The sequence below is a fragment of the Caulobacter sp. genome, from assembly GCF_017744445.1.
Classification (GTDB): Bacteria; Pseudomonadota; Alphaproteobacteria; order Caulobacterales; family Caulobacteraceae; genus Caulobacter.
This window is the reverse complement of the sequence record NZ_JAGIBH010000001.1, coordinates 115970-132710: the sequence shown is the minus strand read 5'-3', so window position 1 is coordinate 132710 and position 16741 is coordinate 115970. Positions and strand designations below refer to the sequence as shown.

13 protein-coding genes are annotated in these 16741 nt (G+C 68.4%); 7 read left to right on the top strand and 6 right to left on the bottom strand.

Annotation, left to right across the window (positions count from 1 at the left end; all coding sequences use genetic code 11):
• Nucleotides 1–10: 10 nt before the first annotated feature.
• Nucleotides 11–1663 (bottom strand): bifunctional lysylphosphatidylglycerol flippase/synthetase MprF, encoded by a 1653-nt coding sequence (locus J7528_RS00710; RefSeq protein ID WP_291870338.1) that lies wholly within the window; start codon nucleotides 1661–1663, stop codon nucleotides 11–13.
• Nucleotides 1664–1839: 176 nt separating this feature from the next.
• Between J7528_RS00710 and J7528_RS00705 the strand changes: the two genes are divergently transcribed.
• The 5 genes from J7528_RS00705 (at nucleotide 1840) to J7528_RS00685 (ending at nucleotide 6748) form a co-directional block, all read left to right on the top strand.
• Nucleotides 1840–3048, top strand: a complete 1209-nt coding sequence (locus J7528_RS00705; protein ID WP_291870337.1) for an acyl-CoA dehydrogenase family protein — start codon at nucleotides 1840–1842, stop codon at nucleotides 3046–3048.
• Between the two features lie 3 nt (nucleotides 3049–3051).
• Complete coding sequence (locus tag J7528_RS00700) at nucleotides 3052–3663, top strand: 2-hydroxychromene-2-carboxylate isomerase (protein WP_291870334.1); 612 nt, start codon at nucleotides 3052–3054, stop codon at nucleotides 3661–3663.
• Nucleotides 3663–4790: an acyl-CoA dehydrogenase family protein gene (locus J7528_RS00695; protein ID WP_291870333.1), complete on the top strand. Its 1128-nt coding sequence runs from the start codon at nucleotides 3663–3665 to the stop codon at nucleotides 4788–4790. The genes J7528_RS00700 and J7528_RS00695 overlap by 1 nt, the downstream gene beginning before the upstream one ends.
• Before the next feature lie 132 nt (nucleotides 4791–4922).
• Nucleotides 4923–5579 (top strand): SH3 domain-containing protein, encoded by a 657-nt coding sequence (locus J7528_RS00690; RefSeq protein WP_291870330.1) that lies wholly within the window; start codon nucleotides 4923–4925, stop codon nucleotides 5577–5579.
• Nucleotides 5580–6121: 542 nt separating this feature from the next.
• Nucleotides 6122–6748 carry a Crp/Fnr family transcriptional regulator gene (locus J7528_RS00685; protein ID WP_291870329.1) on the top strand — a complete coding sequence of 209 codons (627 nt, stop codon included), beginning with the start codon at nucleotides 6122–6124 and terminating at the stop codon, nucleotides 6746–6748.
• Between the two features lie 145 nt (nucleotides 6749–6893).
• Here the strand turns inward: J7528_RS00685 and pyk are convergent, their stop codons facing one another.
• The 3 genes from pyk to J7528_RS00670 form a co-directional block, all read right to left on the bottom strand.
• Entirely contained in the window at nucleotides 6894–8324 is a 1431-nt protein-coding gene (gene pyk / locus J7528_RS00680) for a pyruvate kinase (RefSeq protein WP_291870327.1), read from the bottom strand.
• Nucleotides 8325–8346: 22 nt separating this feature from the next.
• On the bottom strand, nucleotides 8347–10821 hold the full coding sequence (locus J7528_RS00675) for an exo 1,3/1,4-beta-D-glucan glucohydrolase (protein ID WP_291870325.1): 2475 nt from the start codon (nucleotides 10819–10821) through the stop codon (nucleotides 8347–8349).
• Nucleotides 10822–11142: 321 nt separating this feature from the next.
• Nucleotides 11143–12159: a LacI family DNA-binding transcriptional regulator gene (locus J7528_RS00670; protein ID WP_291870323.1), complete on the bottom strand. Its 1017-nt coding sequence runs from the start codon at nucleotides 12157–12159 to the stop codon at nucleotides 11143–11145.
• A gap of 175 nt (nucleotides 12160–12334) precedes the next feature.
• Between J7528_RS00670 and J7528_RS00665 the strand changes: the two genes are divergently transcribed.
• Together J7528_RS00665 and J7528_RS00660 are read left to right on the top strand one after the other, a co-directional pair.
• Complete coding sequence (locus J7528_RS00665) at nucleotides 12335–13102, top strand: hypothetical protein (protein WP_291870321.1); 768 nt, start codon at nucleotides 12335–12337, stop codon at nucleotides 13100–13102.
• Nucleotides 13103–13105: 3 nt separating this feature from the next.
• On the top strand, nucleotides 13106–13903 hold the full coding sequence (locus J7528_RS00660) for a hypothetical protein (RefSeq protein WP_291870320.1): 798 nt from the start codon (nucleotides 13106–13108) through the stop codon (nucleotides 13901–13903).
• Between the two features lie 19 nt (nucleotides 13904–13922).
• Here the strand turns inward: J7528_RS00660 and glk are convergent, their stop codons facing one another.
• Both glk and edd read right to left on the bottom strand, forming a co-directional pair.
• Entirely contained in the window at nucleotides 13923–14918 is a 996-nt protein-coding gene (gene glk, locus J7528_RS00655) for a glucokinase (RefSeq protein WP_291870318.1), read from the bottom strand.
• A gap of 14 nt (nucleotides 14919–14932) precedes the next feature.
• Complete coding sequence (gene edd, locus J7528_RS00650; protein WP_291870315.1) at nucleotides 14933–16741, bottom strand: phosphogluconate dehydratase; 1809 nt, start codon at nucleotides 16739–16741, stop codon at nucleotides 14933–14935.

The following is a 16741-nucleotide window of genomic DNA, read 5'->3' as shown; positions in this document are numbered from 1 at the left end:
GTCGCACCCGTCAGCTGGCGGCCTTTTTGGGCCGTTTCGTCAGCCCGGACATGCCGCCCGAGGACAGCAGACCGATGTCGGCGAGCAGGAAAGGGATGGCCCACTTGTGGGGCGCGGCAATGTAGCGCGGCTGCCAGACGGGGTCGTACTTGTCCTTGTACCGCCGCACGCCCTGGAAATTGTAGATCTCCTCGCCGCGCTCGTAGAGCAGCCGGCCCACCCGCGACATGATCGGCGCCAGGGGACGATCCTCCAGCCCCGCCAACGGCGCGACGCCGAACTCGAACGCCTGGTAGCCCTCGTCCTTGCCCCACTGCAGGAGCTCGACGAACAGGTAGTCCATGACGTTCTTGGGCGCCTCGTCGGAGTAGCGCATCAGATCCATCGAGAACGCGGTCTTGCAGGCCGTCAGCCACAGGGTGGCGAAGGCGACGATCTTGCCCTCCTCGCCCCGCACCACCGCGACCGGGAACTCGGCCACGTAGCGCGGGTCGAAGCCGCCCATCGAAAAGCTCTTCTCGCCGCCGGCGTGGTGCGAGAGCCAGACGTCGGAGATCGCCTTCAGCTCGTCCATGATCGCCGTGGCCGCGCCGACCGGCAGGACCTCGAAGGCCGCCCCGCCCTCCCCGGCCTTGCGCCAGTTGCGACGCAGCACCTCGCGGCGGCGGCCGACCAGGCTGAAGGCTTCCAGCGGCACGGCGGCGCTCTCGCCGGTCTTCTGGATGGCCAGGCCCAGGTCGACGGTGTCGGGCAGGTCCTCGGGACCCAGGTTGTAGAAGCCGGCGCGCGCGGCGTGGGCGTCGGCCAGCTCGCGGAAGCGCCAGAACAGCTCCATGCGCTCCTCGTCCTTGCCGATCGGCGGCCCCAGGGCCACCCACGAGCGGCCGCGCACCCCGAACATCAGGAAGCTCTCGCCCGAGGCCGAGAACAGGAAACGCTTGTCGCCCAGCAGGGCCAGGTTGGCGCTGGGCTCGGCGTCCTGCGCCTTGGCCAGGATGGCGCGGACGCGGTCGAACTCGGGATCGGTGTCGTCGACCACGCCCGGCGTGGCGGCGGTGGCGATCAGGCGCCAGATGCCAACGGCCAGCAGCACGATGGCGGCGGCCACCGACGAGCGGATGGCGCGGGCGGCCTCGTCATGGTCCTGCAGGACGCGGATCCAGGACTTGTCGGCGAATTCGGTGTGGTTGAACGACCACCAGCCCAAGAGGCTGGCGCCGACGATGGCCGCGCCGGCCGAAAGCAGCCAGCCGGGCGTGATCTCCATCCGGGCCAAGGCGGCCTTGCGGGGAAAGGCGTCGTGGAACGGCAGGATCGCCAGGAAGCAGACGGCCAGCATCGCCGTCTCTTCCCAGTTCAGGCCCTTGAAGATCGCCAGCACCGCCGAGGCGGCCAGCACGATCAGCGCCGCCCACCAGGCCGCCCCCAGCCGCGCGCGCAGGCCAAAGGCCAGCAGCAGCAAGACAAGGCCCAGGATCGAGGAGAAGAAGTGGCTGATCTCGATCAGCAGGTCCGGCGCGAAGGCCAGCAGCAGCAGGAACCGGGTCGGCTCGGAGGGCGTCGCGCCCGAGGCCAGCAGCATGACCCCCGCCGACGCGGCCAGGATCGCCGCCAGCATCGGGGCGATCGCCAGGGCCGCGGGCCTGAAAACTGTCGAGGACATCCAGATCCCGGAGAGACGAATCCCCAGCGGGATTCAGCAGTGAGCCCTCGTATAGCGCGCAAACGATGACATGGTCGCCAGCCAAGATGCGAACGACCGTTTGAATCGACTTGCCGCCGTCGTCGCGTGGCGTAGTGTGGGCGCCAATCAGAGACGTCCGCTTAGGGAGAAGAACCATGGCCGATTTCGGGGGAACCGAGCTCGACGCCTTCCGCGCCGAGACCCGCGCCTGGCTGGAGGCCAACTATCCCAAGTCCCTGAACGCGCCGATGAGCAGCGAGGACGAGGCTCCCTGGGGCGGCCGTCGGATGGTCTGGAAGAACCCGGACGCGAAACTCTGGCTGGACCGCATGGCCGAGAAGGGCTGGACGGCCCCGATGTGGCCCAAGGAATACGGCGGCGGCGGCCTCTCGAAGGCCCAGAACAAGGTGCTGGAGCAGGAGCTGCGCCGGCTGAAGGCCCGCCCGGCCCTGATGAGCTTCGGCATCTGGATGCTGGGCCCGGTGCTCCTGGAATACGCCACCGAGGAGCAGAAGCAGCGCTTCCTGCCCCAGATCGTGAAGGGCGAGATCCGCTGGTGCCAGGGCTATAGCGAGCCCGGCGCCGGCTCCGACCTCGCCGCCCTCCAGACCAAGTGCGAGGACAAGGGCGACCACTATCTGATCAACGGCCAGAAGGTCTGGACCAGCTATGCCGACCAGGCCGACTGGATCTTCTGCCTGGTGCGCACCGACACCACCAAGAAGCACGAGGGCATCTCGTTCGTGCTGTTCGACATGACCTCGCCCGGCGTCGAGGCCCGCCCGATCAAGCTGATCAGCGGCTCGTCGCCCTTCTGCGAGACCTTCTTCGACAATGTGCAGGTTCCCAAGGAACAGCTGGTCGGCAAGCTGAACGGCGGCTGGGACATCGCCAAGCGGCTGCTCCAATACGAACGCCAGAACATCAGCGCCTCGGGCTTCGGCGGCGGCGGTGGCCTATCGCCGGTCGAGGCGGCCAAGAAGGAGATCGGCGTCGACAGCGAAGGCCGCATCGCCGACGGCGACTTCCGCGCCCGCCTGGCGGCCCATTCGATGGACGCCCACGCCTTCATGCTGACCGTGCGCCGCGCCGAGGCCGAATCCAAGCAGGGCTCGGGCCCCAGCGCCGCCGTCTCGATCATCAAATACGCCGCCGCCAAGATGAACCAGGAGCGCACCGAGCTGCTGGTCGAGGCGCTGGGCCTGCAGGGCCTGGGCTGGGAAGGCGAAGGCTTCGCGTCGGAAGAGCTGGCCGCCCCGCGCGCCATGCTGCGCGCCAAGGGCAACTCGATCGAGGGCGGCACCAGCGAGGTGAACCTCAACGTCGTCGCCAAGCGCGTCCTCGGCCTGCTGGATCATCAGTAAGCCATGATCGAGTTCTGGTACGAGTTCGCCTCGACCTATTCCTATCCGGCGGCCATGCGCATCGAGCGCCTGGCCGCCGAGAAGGGGGTGGCCGTGGCTTGGCGTCCGTTCCTGCTGGGTCCGCTGTTCCATGAGCAGCAGGGGCTGAACGACAGCCCGTTCAACGCGGTGCCCGTGAAGGGCGAGTACATGTGGCGGGACCTTGAGCGGGTCTGCGACCAACAAGGCCTGCCGCTGCATCATCCCAGCCAGTTCCCGCGCAACAGCCTGCTGGCCGCCCGCGTGGCGCTGGTCGGGATCGAGGACGGCTGGACGCCGGCGTTCAGCCGCGCGGTCTACCAGGCCAACTTCGTCGACGACCTGGACATCGGCAGTCCCGAGGTTCTGGCCCCACTGATCGCCGAGGTCGGTGCGGGTCCCGAGCACGTCCTGGCCGCCGCCCAGTCCGATCCGATCAAGGCCCTGCTGAAGGACCATGTCCGCCAGGCCAAGGAACGCGGTCTGTTCGGCGCGCCCAGCTTTCTCACCGCCGACGGCGAGCTCTTCTGGGGCAACGACCGTCTGGAACAGGCCCTCGACTGGGCCGTCCGTCACCAATCCAGGGAGCACGCCTGATGGCCGTCCTGACCGAAGAACAGACCATGCTGCGCGACGCCGCCAAGGGCTGGGCCAGCGAAAGCGCGCCCGTCGGCGCCCTGCGCAAGCTGCGCGACGGCAAGTCCAGGCAGAGCTTCGACCCGGCCGCCTGGGCCGAGATGGGCGAGATGGGCTGGGCGGGCGTGATCGTCCCCGAAGAGCATGACGGCTCGGCCTTCGGCTATCTGGGCCTGGGGCTGATCCTGGAAGAGACCGGCCGGACCCTGGCGGCCTCTCCCCTGCTCTCCACCGCCATGATCGGCGCCTCGGCGCTGAATCTGGGCGGTTCGGACGCGCAGAAGGCCGCCTGGCTGAGCAAGATCGCCACCGGCGCGGCCGTCGCCACCCTGGCCATCGACGAGGGCTCGCACCACAATCCGGCCCGCACCGCCCTGACCGCGACCAAGGGTGGCGCGGGCTACGTCCTGAATGGGACCAAGACCTTCGTACTGGATGGCGAGGCCGCCGATCTGCTGATCGTCGCGGCTCGCACCAGCGGCTCGGGCACGGACGGCCTGACCCTGTTCCTGGTTCCCGGCGACGCGCCCGGCGTCACCCGTACCCACCTCGCTTTGCTGGACTCGCGCGGCGCGGCCCAGATCGCCTTCGACGGCGTCGAGGTCGGCGCCGACGCGGTGCTGGGCGAGGTCGACAAGGGCTGGGCGGTGCTGGAGCCGGTGCTGGATCGCGCTTATGCGGGTCTCGCGGCCGAGATGCTGGGCAGCGCCTCGGCGGCCTTCGACATCACGCTGGACTACATCAAGACCCGCACCCAGTTTGGCCAGGTCATCGGCACGTTCCAGGCCCTGCAACACCGCGCCGCCAAGTGGTTCACCGACATCGAGACCACCCGCTCGTGCGTCGAGGCCGCTCTTGAAGCGTTTGACGCCGGCGGCGACACCCGCGCCCTCGCCTCCCTGGCCAAGGCCAAGGCGTCGGAGCTGGTCCACCTGGCCAGCAACGAGATGGTCCAGATGCACGGCGGCATTGGCATGACCGACGCCCACGACAGCGGCCTGTTCATGAAGCGCGCCCGCGTCACCGAGGCCCTGTTCGGCGGCGCCAGCTTCCACCGCGACCGCTACGCCCGCCTGATGGGCTTCTAGCGAAACACCACCCCCAGTCCTGGGGATAGGCCGCCCTCGCGGCCTCCGGATACCGTTGTTCTTGTATCGACGGACCGGGGGTCCCGCGGGGAGCGGGTTTCAAAGACGGCTTCCGTCATTGGGGAGCCGCTTATGACCAAGATCATCGCCACCGCCGCCGTGTTGGGCCTCGCCCTCGCCGCGACCACCGCCCACGCTCAGACCCTGCAGCTGACCTATCCGACCGACGCGTCGATGAGCTGCGACCAGATCAGCGCCGAGATGACGCGCATGGATCAGGTGATGGGCGTCTCGAACGGGGCCATCGCCAGCGCTGAGGGCGCCGCGCGCGGAGCCGAGACCGCCGCCAGCCTGGGCGTCAACGCCGCGCTCTACAGCGGCGCCCTGGGCCGGGTGCCGGGCCTGGGCATGTTCGCCAACGCCGCCGCCGCGCAGGCCAAGGCCGCCGCGGCCGCCAAGGCCCAGCGCGAAGCCCAGAACATCCAGGTCGCCCAGCAGCGCCGGGCCGTGATGGCCGGCCTCTATCAAGGCAAGTGCGGCGCGGCCGCCGCCGTGGTGCCCGCGACGCTCACGACCACCAGCCCGGCTCCTGCCGCCCTTCCCACCCTGGCTGCGACCCAGGACGTCATCCTGCGTGGCTCGGCGGCCCCCAACGGCGCGGCGGTCGGCACGGTCAAGGCCGGCGGCGCGGTCTATCCGACCGGCCAGCGCAACGGCGTCTGGATTGAGGTCGACGACGAGAACGGCGCCCGGGGCTGGATGTCCTCGGCCTTCGCCAAGGCGAAGTAGCCACCGGCGCTGGGTCGCTCACCTTCAGGGTAGCTGATGGGCGACCGCGCGCGTGGGACCAGGCGAACCAGGCCTCCTCCCCATCCCTTAGGGTTGGGCCTACCGCCTGAGGCGTAGGAACCGCCGCCCGCGCCATCGGCCTTCCTTGCGGCTCCCCGGACGCAAGGAAGCCGCCCATGCCAACGAAATCCTTCACTTGAGGGCCGCCGCAAGGCGGCCTTTTCTTTGCCTCTTCCAGATAATCAGAGGTTGAAGGATCGATAGACTGACTAGTTATGTCGACTTCCCGACAAACAACCAGCATGTCAAATGATGGATACCCACAAAGAGTTTGCCTGACTCTTTTCTTTTTGCTGCGCTCCTGACTGGATTGTGTCGGCTAAGCGACGGCGCCCAGCAACTGGCCCACCTATAGCTTGCAACCCTTGCCGTGAGACGGCGTTCGATTCGCCATGACTGGGCCGTTAGCGACCTTGAAGAACCGCCTTCTTTCCGCATTGCCGACCGAGGACCGGGCTCTTCTCACCCCTCATCTTTCCACGGTGGACCTCGAGAAGGGCCGCCTGCTCTATGATCCGGGCGACCTGATCGATCAGGTCTATTTCCCGACCGACTGCATCATCTCGCTGATGACGCTGATGGAGAACGGCGCGGCCATCGAGTCCGCCACCATCGGTCGGGAAGGCGCCCTGGGCCTGATGGCCGCCGTGGCGCCGCGCCAGTCACTGAGCCGCGCCATCGTCCAAGCCCCCGGCTCGGCCCTGCGCATCGCGTCCGGCCCGCTGCACGAGGCCTGGAGCCGCAGCGCCGCCCTGCGCGACCTGGTCGACCGCCACAACGAGGCCCTGTTCGGCCACGCCATCCAGTCGGTCGCCTGCAACGCCCTGCACGCGGTCGAGGCGCGTTTTTGCCGCTGGCTGCTGTCGTGCCACGACCGCCTGGACAGCAACACCATCAGCCTGACCCAGGAGTTCCTGGCCGATATGCTGGGCGTCCAGCGCACCACCGTGACGGCGGTCGCCGGATCGCTGCAGGCCAAGGGCCTGATCCGCTATCGCCGGGGCGTGGTGGATATCCTGGATCGCGCGGGGCTCGAGACCATGACCTGCGAGTGCTACGGCGCGGTGCGCCGGGGCTACGAGCGGCTGCTGCCGACGTCGTTCGCGTAGCTACAGAACCCGCTTTCCCGGCGAAAGCCGGGACCCAGATCTCAAGGCGCTGGGGCTGATTGGAAGAGCGCAAAGCTTCTAGAGCCCACTTCAGCGCTCCTCCATCTGGGCCCGGCTTTCGCCGGGGAGATCGGATGTAGATTGTCTACCTACGACGAACCGGAGCCGGCGCATGCGCCAGGCGCAGCAGATTAGCCGCGCCCGGAGCGCCGAACGGCGTCCCCGCCACGACCAGCAGGCGTTCGCCCGGCGCCACCAGGCCCAGGTCCAGGGCCTTGCTCGAGGCGTCGGTGGTGACGACTTCCAGACTGTCGGGCTGGGCGCTGACGCGCGGCTCGATGCCCCAGCACAGAGCCATGCGACGCACGGCGTTGATGTCCGGCGACAGCGCCAGCACCGGCTGCAGCGGACGTTCCCGAGAGAGACGACGCGCGGTTGCTCCTGTGGTGGTGAAGGCCACCAGGCACTTGGTCGAGCCCGACTTGGCCGCGCCGGCGGCGGCGACCACCAGCACGTCGGCGTCGTCGTCGTCGTGGCTCTGCTCGGCCTGCATCAGCTCGGGCCAGCGCGGATCACGCTCCACGCGCTCGATGATGCGGTTCATCATCGACACCGACTCTTCGGGATATTCGCCGGCGGCGGACTCGGCCGACAGCATCACCGCGTCCGCGCCTTCGTAGACGGCGTTGGCGACGTCCGAGGCTTCAGCGCGGGTCGGGGTCGGCGAGCTGATCATCGACTCCAGCATCTGGGTCGCGACGATCACCGGGATGCCGCGCGCGCGCGCTTCCCGCAGGATTTCCTTCTGGGCCACCGGCACTTCTTCCGGCGCCATTTCGACGCCCAGGTCGCCACGGGCGACCATGACGCCGTCGCACAGGTCCATGATCGGACCCAGCACCTTCAGGGCCTGGGGCTTTTCGATCTTGGCCAGCACGGCGGCGCGGCCTTCGACGATGCGGCGCAGCTCGGCCATGTCTTCCGGGGCCTGCACGAACGACAGGGCGATCCAGTCCACGCCCAGGCGCAGGGCGAAGGCCAGGTCCTCGCGGTCCTTCGGCGTCAGGGGCGACATCGGGATAACGACGTCCGGCACCGCCACGCCCTTGCGCTCCGACAGCTTGCCGCCGTTGACCACGGTGGTGTTGGCATAGCCGGGACCCGCGTCGGTCACGGTCATGCGCAGCTTGCCGTCGTCCAGCAGCAGGGTCGCGCCCGGCCGCATCGCGGTCAGGATCTCGGGGTGCGGCAGGTGCACCCGCGTCTCGTCGCCCGGGGTCGGGTCGTTGTCGAAACGGAAGGCCTGGCCGGCCTGGAGCACCACCGGACCGTTGGCGAACTTGCCGACGCGCAGCTTGGGACCTTGCAGGTCAGCCAGAATGCCCAGCGGACGGCCCACGGTCTTTTCGGCCTCGCGGATCGCCGCATAGACGGCCGCGTGGGTCTCGTGCGCCCCGTGGCTGAAATTCAGGCGGAAGACGTCAGCCCCGGCCTTGGCCAGGGTGACGATCATTTCGGGGGAGCTCGACGCCGGGCCAATCGTGGCCACGATGCGAGAGCGACGGGCGCGGATCATGCCGTCGCTCCTTCTTTTTGGGTCAGCTTGGCGGACAGAAGGCGTCGCCCTCGTTGGAGGCCAGTCTGATTTCGGTGAATGACAGAGTCATGCGTCCGGCGGTGGACAGCGAGAACGGGGACGAAACATGCGTCATGTCCGCGCCCTTGGCCTTGAAGCAGGAAAGTTTGATCTTGGCCGTACGCCATTCGCCGAGTTTCGCACCTGACAACGTTGACGTTACGTCTACCGTCGCGCCACAGGATTCGCCACAGGCCAAAGCCAAGGAAACCGGTTTCCCTGGGGACGCATCCACCCTGTAGCGGATCGAGATCGCCATGTCGCCGGTGGTCTGTCGCGACAAATCCACAGGCGGGCCAGCGATGGTAACGGTCCCAATCCCCTCGCCGCTCCAGGTCGCCTCGCGTGCATTTTCTTGGGCGCCCGCATCGACCGTTTTCACGGACGCCGCGCCGGCGACGTTCATCGCCCACGGCGCGGGAACGCGGCCGGCGACGAAGTAGCGATCGACATTGGCCTCAGCGCCGGCCGCGCCGGGGTTCTCCGACAAAGCAGCCACCTTGCCGGGCTTGGCGTAGCTCAAGCCGTAGCCATAGGCGAACAGCGGATCGTAATTGGCGTCGCCGACATTGATCGGCTCCTGGTCGGCGCGCTTGGGCCAGCTGAACGACAGCTTGCCGTGGAAGTCGTTGCGCGGCTTGCCGGCGCCGTCGCCCACCAGCACGTCGGCCACGCCGCCGCCTTCCGAGCCCGGCAGCCAGGCCGCCACGAAGGCGTCCGAGGCGTTGATCTCGGGATTGGTCCACATCGGGCGGCCGCTCAGGAACACCGACACCACCGGGATGCCGGCGGCCTTCAGCTTCCTGAGCAAGGCCAGATCGGTCTTGTCGCCCGGCTGGTACTCGTTGCTGGCGACGTCGCCCTGGAACTCGGCATAGGGGTTCTCGCCGAACACCACGATGGCCACGTCGGGCTTGGTCTTGAAGTCGCCCGAGGTCGACAACTCGGCGCTGCCGCCGCCGGCCTTCACCGCTTCCGCGATGCCGCCATAGATCGACTGGCCGTGCGGGAAGTCGCTATTCTTGTTGCCCGTGCCCTGCCAGGTCAGGGTCCAGCCGCCGGCCGCCTTGCCGATGTCGTCGGCGCCGTCGCCGGCCACCAGCACGTGGGCCGAGCTCTTCAGCGGCAGCACGCCCTCGTTCTTCAGCAAGACGAGCGACTTGCGGACAGCCTCGCGGGCCACGGCGCGGTGGGCGGGCGAGCCAAGAAGCTCGTACTTGCCCTCCAGCGGCCGCTTGTTCTCGAACAGGCCCGACTTGACCTTGACCCGCAGGATGCGGCGCACGGCGTCGTCGATGCGCGCCATCGGGATCTGGCCGGCCTTCACCTGAGCCAGGGTGTTGTCGTACAGGCCCTTCCAGCTGTCGGGGGCCATGATCATGTCCATGCCCGCGATATAGGCCTGGGCGCAGTTGGTGTTGGTGCAGCCCTCGACCTGGCCGTGGGCGTTCCAGTCGCCGACGACGAAGCCCTGGAAGCCCAGCCGTCCCTTCAGCACGTCGGTCACCAGGCTCTTGTTGCCGGTGTGCTTGACCCCGTGCCAGCTTGAGAACGAGACCATCACCGACAGGATGCCGGCGTCGATCGCGGGCGGATAACCGGCCGCGTGCAGGCGGACGAGATCGGCTTCCGAGATCTGGGCGTCGCCCTGGTCCTTGCCGCCTTCGGTGCCGCCGTCGGCCAGGAAGTGCTTGGCCGAGCCGGCCACGTGCGCCGCGCCCAGCGGCTTGCCGGCGACCAGTGGCCCTTGCAGGCCCAGGGTCATCGGGCCTGAATAGCTCTTCACGACCTCCGGATCCTCGGCATAGCCCTCATAGGCCCGGCCCCAGCGCTCGTCGCGGGGCACGGCCACGGTGGGGCCAAAGGTCCAGTCGGCGCCGGTGGCGACCATCTCTTCGGCGGTCGCCTCGCCGATGCGGCGGATCAGGTCCGGATCGCGCGCCGCGCCCAGGCCGATATTGTGCGGGAAGATCGTCGCGCCCACGACGTTGTTGTGCCCGTGCACGGCGTCGACGCCGAACATGATCGGGATCTCCTGGTGGCCGCCGCGGGGCTCCAGCGCCGCGGCGCGGAAGGCGCGGATCCACTCGACCCAGCGCTGGGGCGTGGCGCGGTCGTTGCCGTCCGGCGCGCTGTTGCCGCCGACCAGCACCGAGCCCAGGCGGTATTTCTTGAGTTCCTCAGGCGTGATCGAGGCGCCGTCGGCCTGGATGGTCTGGGCGACCTTCTCCTCGACGGTCATCTGGCCCATCAGCTTGGTGATGAAGGCCTCGGTCTTGGCGTCGGTGATCGCCGCGGGGCTGGCGGCCTTGGGCCACATCTCTGGATGGGCGGTGGCGGCGGCAGCGTTGGTCTGGGCCGAGGCGACGCTCGCCAGGCCTGCGGCGAGGATCAGGGTCAGCGCCGAGGCGGCGGCGAGACGACCGTATGCGGACATGGTGTTTCCCAGGATACGCCCGCCCCCCTGGCGGACCATGTGAACTCGAAAAACGCTCGGCGCGGCGCTTGCGGGATGACCGCGCCGAGCGAAAGAAAAGCGGTTCAGGGCCGCTTGGAGGGGAGTGATCGTGCGCACAGGATGGCGCGACGGACGCTGGTCCGGTCAGGCGAGGTCATGGTGTTTCCTCCTGACGCCGCCTTACCGTGGGCGACCGTCTTGATCACTGCGATCTCATGTAAATCGGACAGCGCTGTCAAGAGCAATATGATTGCGGTAACATCGATTACACCCCTGAAGCGTGTCTAACGCGGGCCCCTCCTAGGTGGCTGGGCCCGTGGATTCCCGGACGACCAGCTCGAAGTCCAGCAGGCGCGACGGCGGCGGCGCGCCCTCCTCCCGCTCGACGCCGTGCATCAGCATGTCGGCGGCCGCGCCGGCCATGGCGTGGATCGGCTGGCGCACGGTGGTCAGCTGCGGCCAGGTGATCTTGGCGCCGGGCGTGTCGTCGAAACCGGCGACCGACAGCTGGGCCGGCAGGTCCAGGCGCATGCGGTTGGCCACGGCCATGACGCCCAGCGCCATGTCGTCGTTCGAGGCGAAGATGGCGGTCGGCCGGTCGACGCCGCCCAGCAACTTCTCGGCGGCCTCGAAGCCAGAGCGGAACGAGAACCAGCCCTGCTCGACCCGGTCGTCGCGGATCGGCAGGCCAGCGTCGCGCATGGCGTCGATGAAGCCCTGGTGGCGCTGGTGGGAGGCGCCGTGGTCGGGGTGGCCGATGATGAAGCCGATGTCGGTATGACCCAGCCCGATCAGGTGCTTGGTCATCTCGTAGGCGGCCAGGCGGTCGTCCATGCTGACCCACGGGGCGCGGTCGATATCGCCGCCCGGCGCGATGCGGACATAGGCGACACCTTCCCTCTCCAGCGCGGCCAGCACCACCGGGTGGTCACTGAGCGGCGGCGTCAGGATCACCCCGTCCATGCGCAGGGTCGCCAGCATCGGCGCGATCTGGTCCTCGACGTCGGCGGTCGAGTCGACTGGCTCGACGATCAGGTGGAAGCCTTCCTGCCGGCACCGCGCGATGGCGCCCAGCTGCACGTCGGTGACATAGCCGGGACTGGGGTTGTCGAAGAAGACGCCGATCAGATAGGCCTTCGAGCCCGCCAGGCTGCGGGCCGAGATGTTGGGGCGATAGTTCAGCGCGGCCACGGCGGCCTGCACCCGGTCGCGGGTGTCGGCCTTGACGTTGGGCTCACGGTTCAGGACCCGCGACACCGTCTTGATCGAGACGCCGCTTTCGCGCGCCACGTCGTGGATCGTGATCTTGGCGCTCAATTCCGTCCCTCGCCGCCCCGATTCGTGCGTTATGGCGGCTACTTAGCCATGACAAGGCTGTCATGGCGAGCCCCCTCCGGCGGGAAACCGGAACGCGTGCGCAGCAGGGTTCTCAGCTGGAAATCGAGCCGCTATCCAAGGCTTGAGGCGTCACCGCCTCGAGGGGGACGACGGCATGTTGAATTGGAAAGTCCTGGCGACCACGGTCGCGCTCACCGCGCTGGGCGCGACCTCGGTCCAGGCTCAGGTCGAGAGCGACCCGGTCATGCGCCTCAACCAGATCGGACGCCATATCGGGCGCGCGACGGTCTGCGAGGAGTTCGGCTTCGACGTGCACAAGGAGCGCGTCGAGGCGCTGGCGGTCGACGCCATCGCCGTCGGCGTCCGCGGCGGCTTCTCGGAAAACCTTTCCGGAACCTACGTCCAGAACGCCATGAACCAGGCCATGCAGCAGGCGCAGCAGGACATCCAGGCGATGTCGGCGGTCGATCAGAAAGACGGCGCCCGGTTCGCCGAGAACATCCGCACCCAGGCCCGCAAGATCGTCTCGGCCTGTCGCGCCGCCGCCAACGATCCGATGACCAGGACGATCATCGAGGCGCCGTCGTCGAGCGACGAAACCCTGGTCCGCGAATTCGCCGACAAGGTGCTGACGCCCGCCGGCCAGGCCAGCTGGCAGACGCCCTACATCAACGCCGGCGCCGACGTCGTCCAGGCCGTCGCCGTCTGCGCCAACCACCTGACCCGCGCTCAATCCGACGCCTATGTCGCCGAACTATACGCGCCCAACCGCTTCCCGCTGGCGATCGAGGAGAAGGCCATGACCTATTTCGACTTCTGGAAGCAGAAGGGCCGCGAAAGCATGGCCGAACTGGATCTCGACGCCACCCAGTGCAACCGGCTGCTGACGACCCGCGCCGCTGCGTTAAAGGCGGCGCGCTAGGTCATGAAATCCCGCGCCAAACTGCTCGCCACGCTCCTCGCCCTATTCGCGACCAGCGCCGCCTCCCAGACCGACCAGCAGGCCATGATCGAGCGCCTGAACATGCTGGGGGCGATCAGCACCGAAGGGGTCTATTGCGAAGGCATGGGCTTCAAGGTCCGGCTCGACATACCTCCGGCCGAAGCGGAGAAGTACCGCAGGATCGCCGTGGCGGACGCCAAGCGGGCGGGCATCAGCGAGACGCTCGCCAACCTCTACATGCAAAACGCCGGGCAGAGCCGGCTAGCGCTGATCGAGACCCAGAGCCAGTTCATGCTGGACTCCTGGCGCGTACGCGACCGCAAGCCGGATGCGACCCTTAGGTTCGCGAGGCAACGCGCCGAAGCTTGTCGTCGTATTGCCGACGATCCGATCGGGTCGCTCATGGTCTCTGGGCCGCTGACCGTCGATGAGGGAACTCGGAACTATGCCGACCAACTCCTCACGCCCATGGCCCTGGCGTCCTGGCAGACGCCCTTCATCAAGGTCGGCGGCGAGCTGGCCGGCTCCGTCGGCGGTTGCGAGACCCACCTCACGCCCGTCCAGACCGACGCCTATCTGGCGCTGCTTTCCGAGCCCGGACGCGTCGCGCCAGACGTCGACGAAAAGGCCAAAAAGTACTTCGCTTGGAAACGCGAGCGCTCGCGCAAGGAGATCGCCTCCGACGGGCTGGGCGCGACGGCCCACGGCTACAGCCCGGCGCGTTGCAGCGAGCTGCTCACCGAACTCAGTGGTTTGCTGAAGACGGCGGCCAACCAGTAGCCGCCGTCCAGGCGGTCCCTTACGAGACCGCCGCCCGGCCCTCGGGCGTCAGCGCCACCGCCGCGCCGATCAGCGCCGTGTGCGGGTGCAGGATGACATGCGTCGGGATCGCCTGGGTGAAGCTCGACAGGCGGCCCTTCTCTTCGAAGCGCGCGCGGAACGGGCTCTTTTCCAGGATGTCGATGATCCGGGGCGCGATGCCGCCGGCGATGAACACGCCGCCGCGCGAGCCCAGAGTCAGGGCGATGTCGCCGGCCGTCGAGCCCAGCACCGCGCAGAAGCGGTTCACCGTGGCCAGGCTGTCGGCGCAGCCCTCGGTGGCGCGTTCGGTGATCTGCTTGGCGGTCAGGGTCTCCACCTTGCGGCCTTCGGCGGCGCCCAGAGCGACGTGCAGGTCTTCCATGCCGGGGCCCGACAGGATGCGCTCGACCGAGACGCGGCCGCCGTCCAGCATCTTGGTCAGGTAGCGCAGCACCTCGATCTCGACCTCGTCCAGCGGCGCGAAGGCGACGTGGCCGCCTTCGGTGGCCAGCGGGATCTCCTGGCCGTGACGGCGCACCAGGCCGGCGACGCCAAAGCCGGTGCCGGGGCCGAGGATGGCGAGATCGCCCTCGCCAGAGGTCGGCAGGTGGCCGATCTGGCGCAGGTCCTTGGGCGCCAGGCGCGGGGCGGCCAGGGCCTGGGCGGTGAAGTCGTTGATCAGCTTGGCGTTCCGGAAGCCGCCGGCGCGACGCAGGCCATCTTCCGAAATCCGCCAGTCCAGGTTGGTCATGTGGACCTGGCCGTGGTCGATCGGACCGGCCACCGCCACCACCGCCTGGTCGGCGTGCTTGACGCCGACCTTGTGCAGATAGGCCTCGATGGCGTCCTCGGCCGTGCCGTAGTCTTCGCCCTTGAAGGCGGTGGGTTCGATCAGGCGCGGGTCCTGACCGTCGAATTCGACCAGGGCGAAGCGGGCGTTGGTGCCGCCGATGTCGCCGACGAGGCCGAGACCCCCGCTGTGATTGCCGTCCATGACCTAGTGCTTTCCTAAGCGAAGACGGAGGCGCCGGCATCGGCCGCGCCGACCCCGCTGCGCATCCATCCAAACAGTTCCCTACCAAAGCCCGGCTTGGACGCCGGGACGTTCGCCGGCGTACGGGCCAGCAGAGCCGCCTCGTCCACCAGGATCTTCAGTTCGCCGGTTTCGGCGTTGACGCTGATCACGTCGCCATCCTGGACATAGGCCAGAGGCCCGCCCTTGGCGGCTTCCGGCGTCACGTGGATGGCGGCCGGGGTCTTGCCCGACGCGCCCGACATGCGGCCGTCGGTGACCAGGGCGACCTTGTAGCCGCGATCCAGCAGCACCGAGATCGACGGCGACAGGTTGTGCAGTTCGGGCATGCCGTTGGCCGACGGGCCCTGGAAGCGGACGACCACGACCACGTCGCGATCCAGCTCGCCGCGCTTGAAGGCGGCGATGAAGTCTTCCTGCTCCTGGAACACGGCGCAGGGAGCTTCGATCACGTGGTGCTCGGGCTTCACGGCCGAGATCTTCATGACGCCGCGACCCAGATTGCCGGCCAGCAGGCGCAGGCCGCCTTCCTTGCTGAACGGGTCGGAGACCGGGCGCACGATGGCGGTGTCCAGGCTCTCGGCCGCGCCGTCACGCCAGGTCAGGACGCCGTCCTCAAGGTGCGGCTCCTGGGCGTACAGCGACAGGCCCGGACCGGCGATGGTCTGGACGTCCTCGTGCACCAGACCGGCCTTGAGCAGCTCGCGGATCACGAACGCCATGCCGCCGGCGGCCTGGAAGTGGTTCACGTCGGCCGAGCCGTTCGGATAGACGCGGGCCAGCAGCGGCGTGGCCTTGGAGATGTCGTCCAGGTCTTCCAGCGTCAAGATCACGCCGGCCGCGTGGGCCATGGCGATCAGGTGCAGGGCCAGATTGGTCGAGCCGCCCGTGGCCATCAGGCCGACCACGCCGTTGACGATCGACTTCTCGTCGATCATCCGGCCGACCGGGATGAATTCGTTGCCCTTGTTGGTCACGGCGGCGGCGCGGCGCGCGGCTTCCTTGACCAGGGCCTCGCGCAGCGGCGTGTTGGGGTGGACAAAGGCCGAGCCGGGCAGATGGAAGCCCATCAGCTCCATCAGCATCTGGTTGGTGTTGGCCGTGCCGTAGAAGGTGCAGGTGCCGGGGCCGTGATAGCTGGCCTGCTCGGCTTCCAGCAGTTCGGCGCGTCCGACCTTGCCCTCGGCGTAGAGGGCGCGGATGCGGGCCTTCTCGCTGTTGGGCAGGCCCGAGGTCATCGGACCGGCGGGCACGAACAGGGCCGGCAGGTGGCTGAACGTTAACGCGCCCATCACCAGGCCCGGCACGATCTTGTCGCAGACGCCCAGGTACAGCGCCGAGTCGAAGGCGTCGTGGGTCAGGGCGACGGCCGTGGCCATGGCGATGACGTCGCGCGAGAACAGCGACAGCTCCATGCCCGGACGGCCTTGGGTGACGCCATCGCACATGGCCGGCACGCCGCCGGCGAACTGGGCCGTCGCGCCCACTTCACGGGCCGCGACCTTGATCAGCGCCGGATACTCTTCCAGCGGCTGGTGAGCCGACAGCATGTCGTTATAGGCCGAGACGATGCCGATGTTCGGCGCGTTCGGGTCCAGCGCGCGCACCTTGTCGACGCCCGGCGAGGCGGCGAAGGCGTGAGCCCAGTTGGCGCAGGACAGCTTGGCCCGGCCCGGCTGGCTGTCGATCGCGTGCTGCATATTGGCGAGATACGCCGCGCGGCTGTCCTTGCTGCGCTCGACGATGCGGGCGGTGACTTCAGCGATGACCGGGTTCAGGCTCAT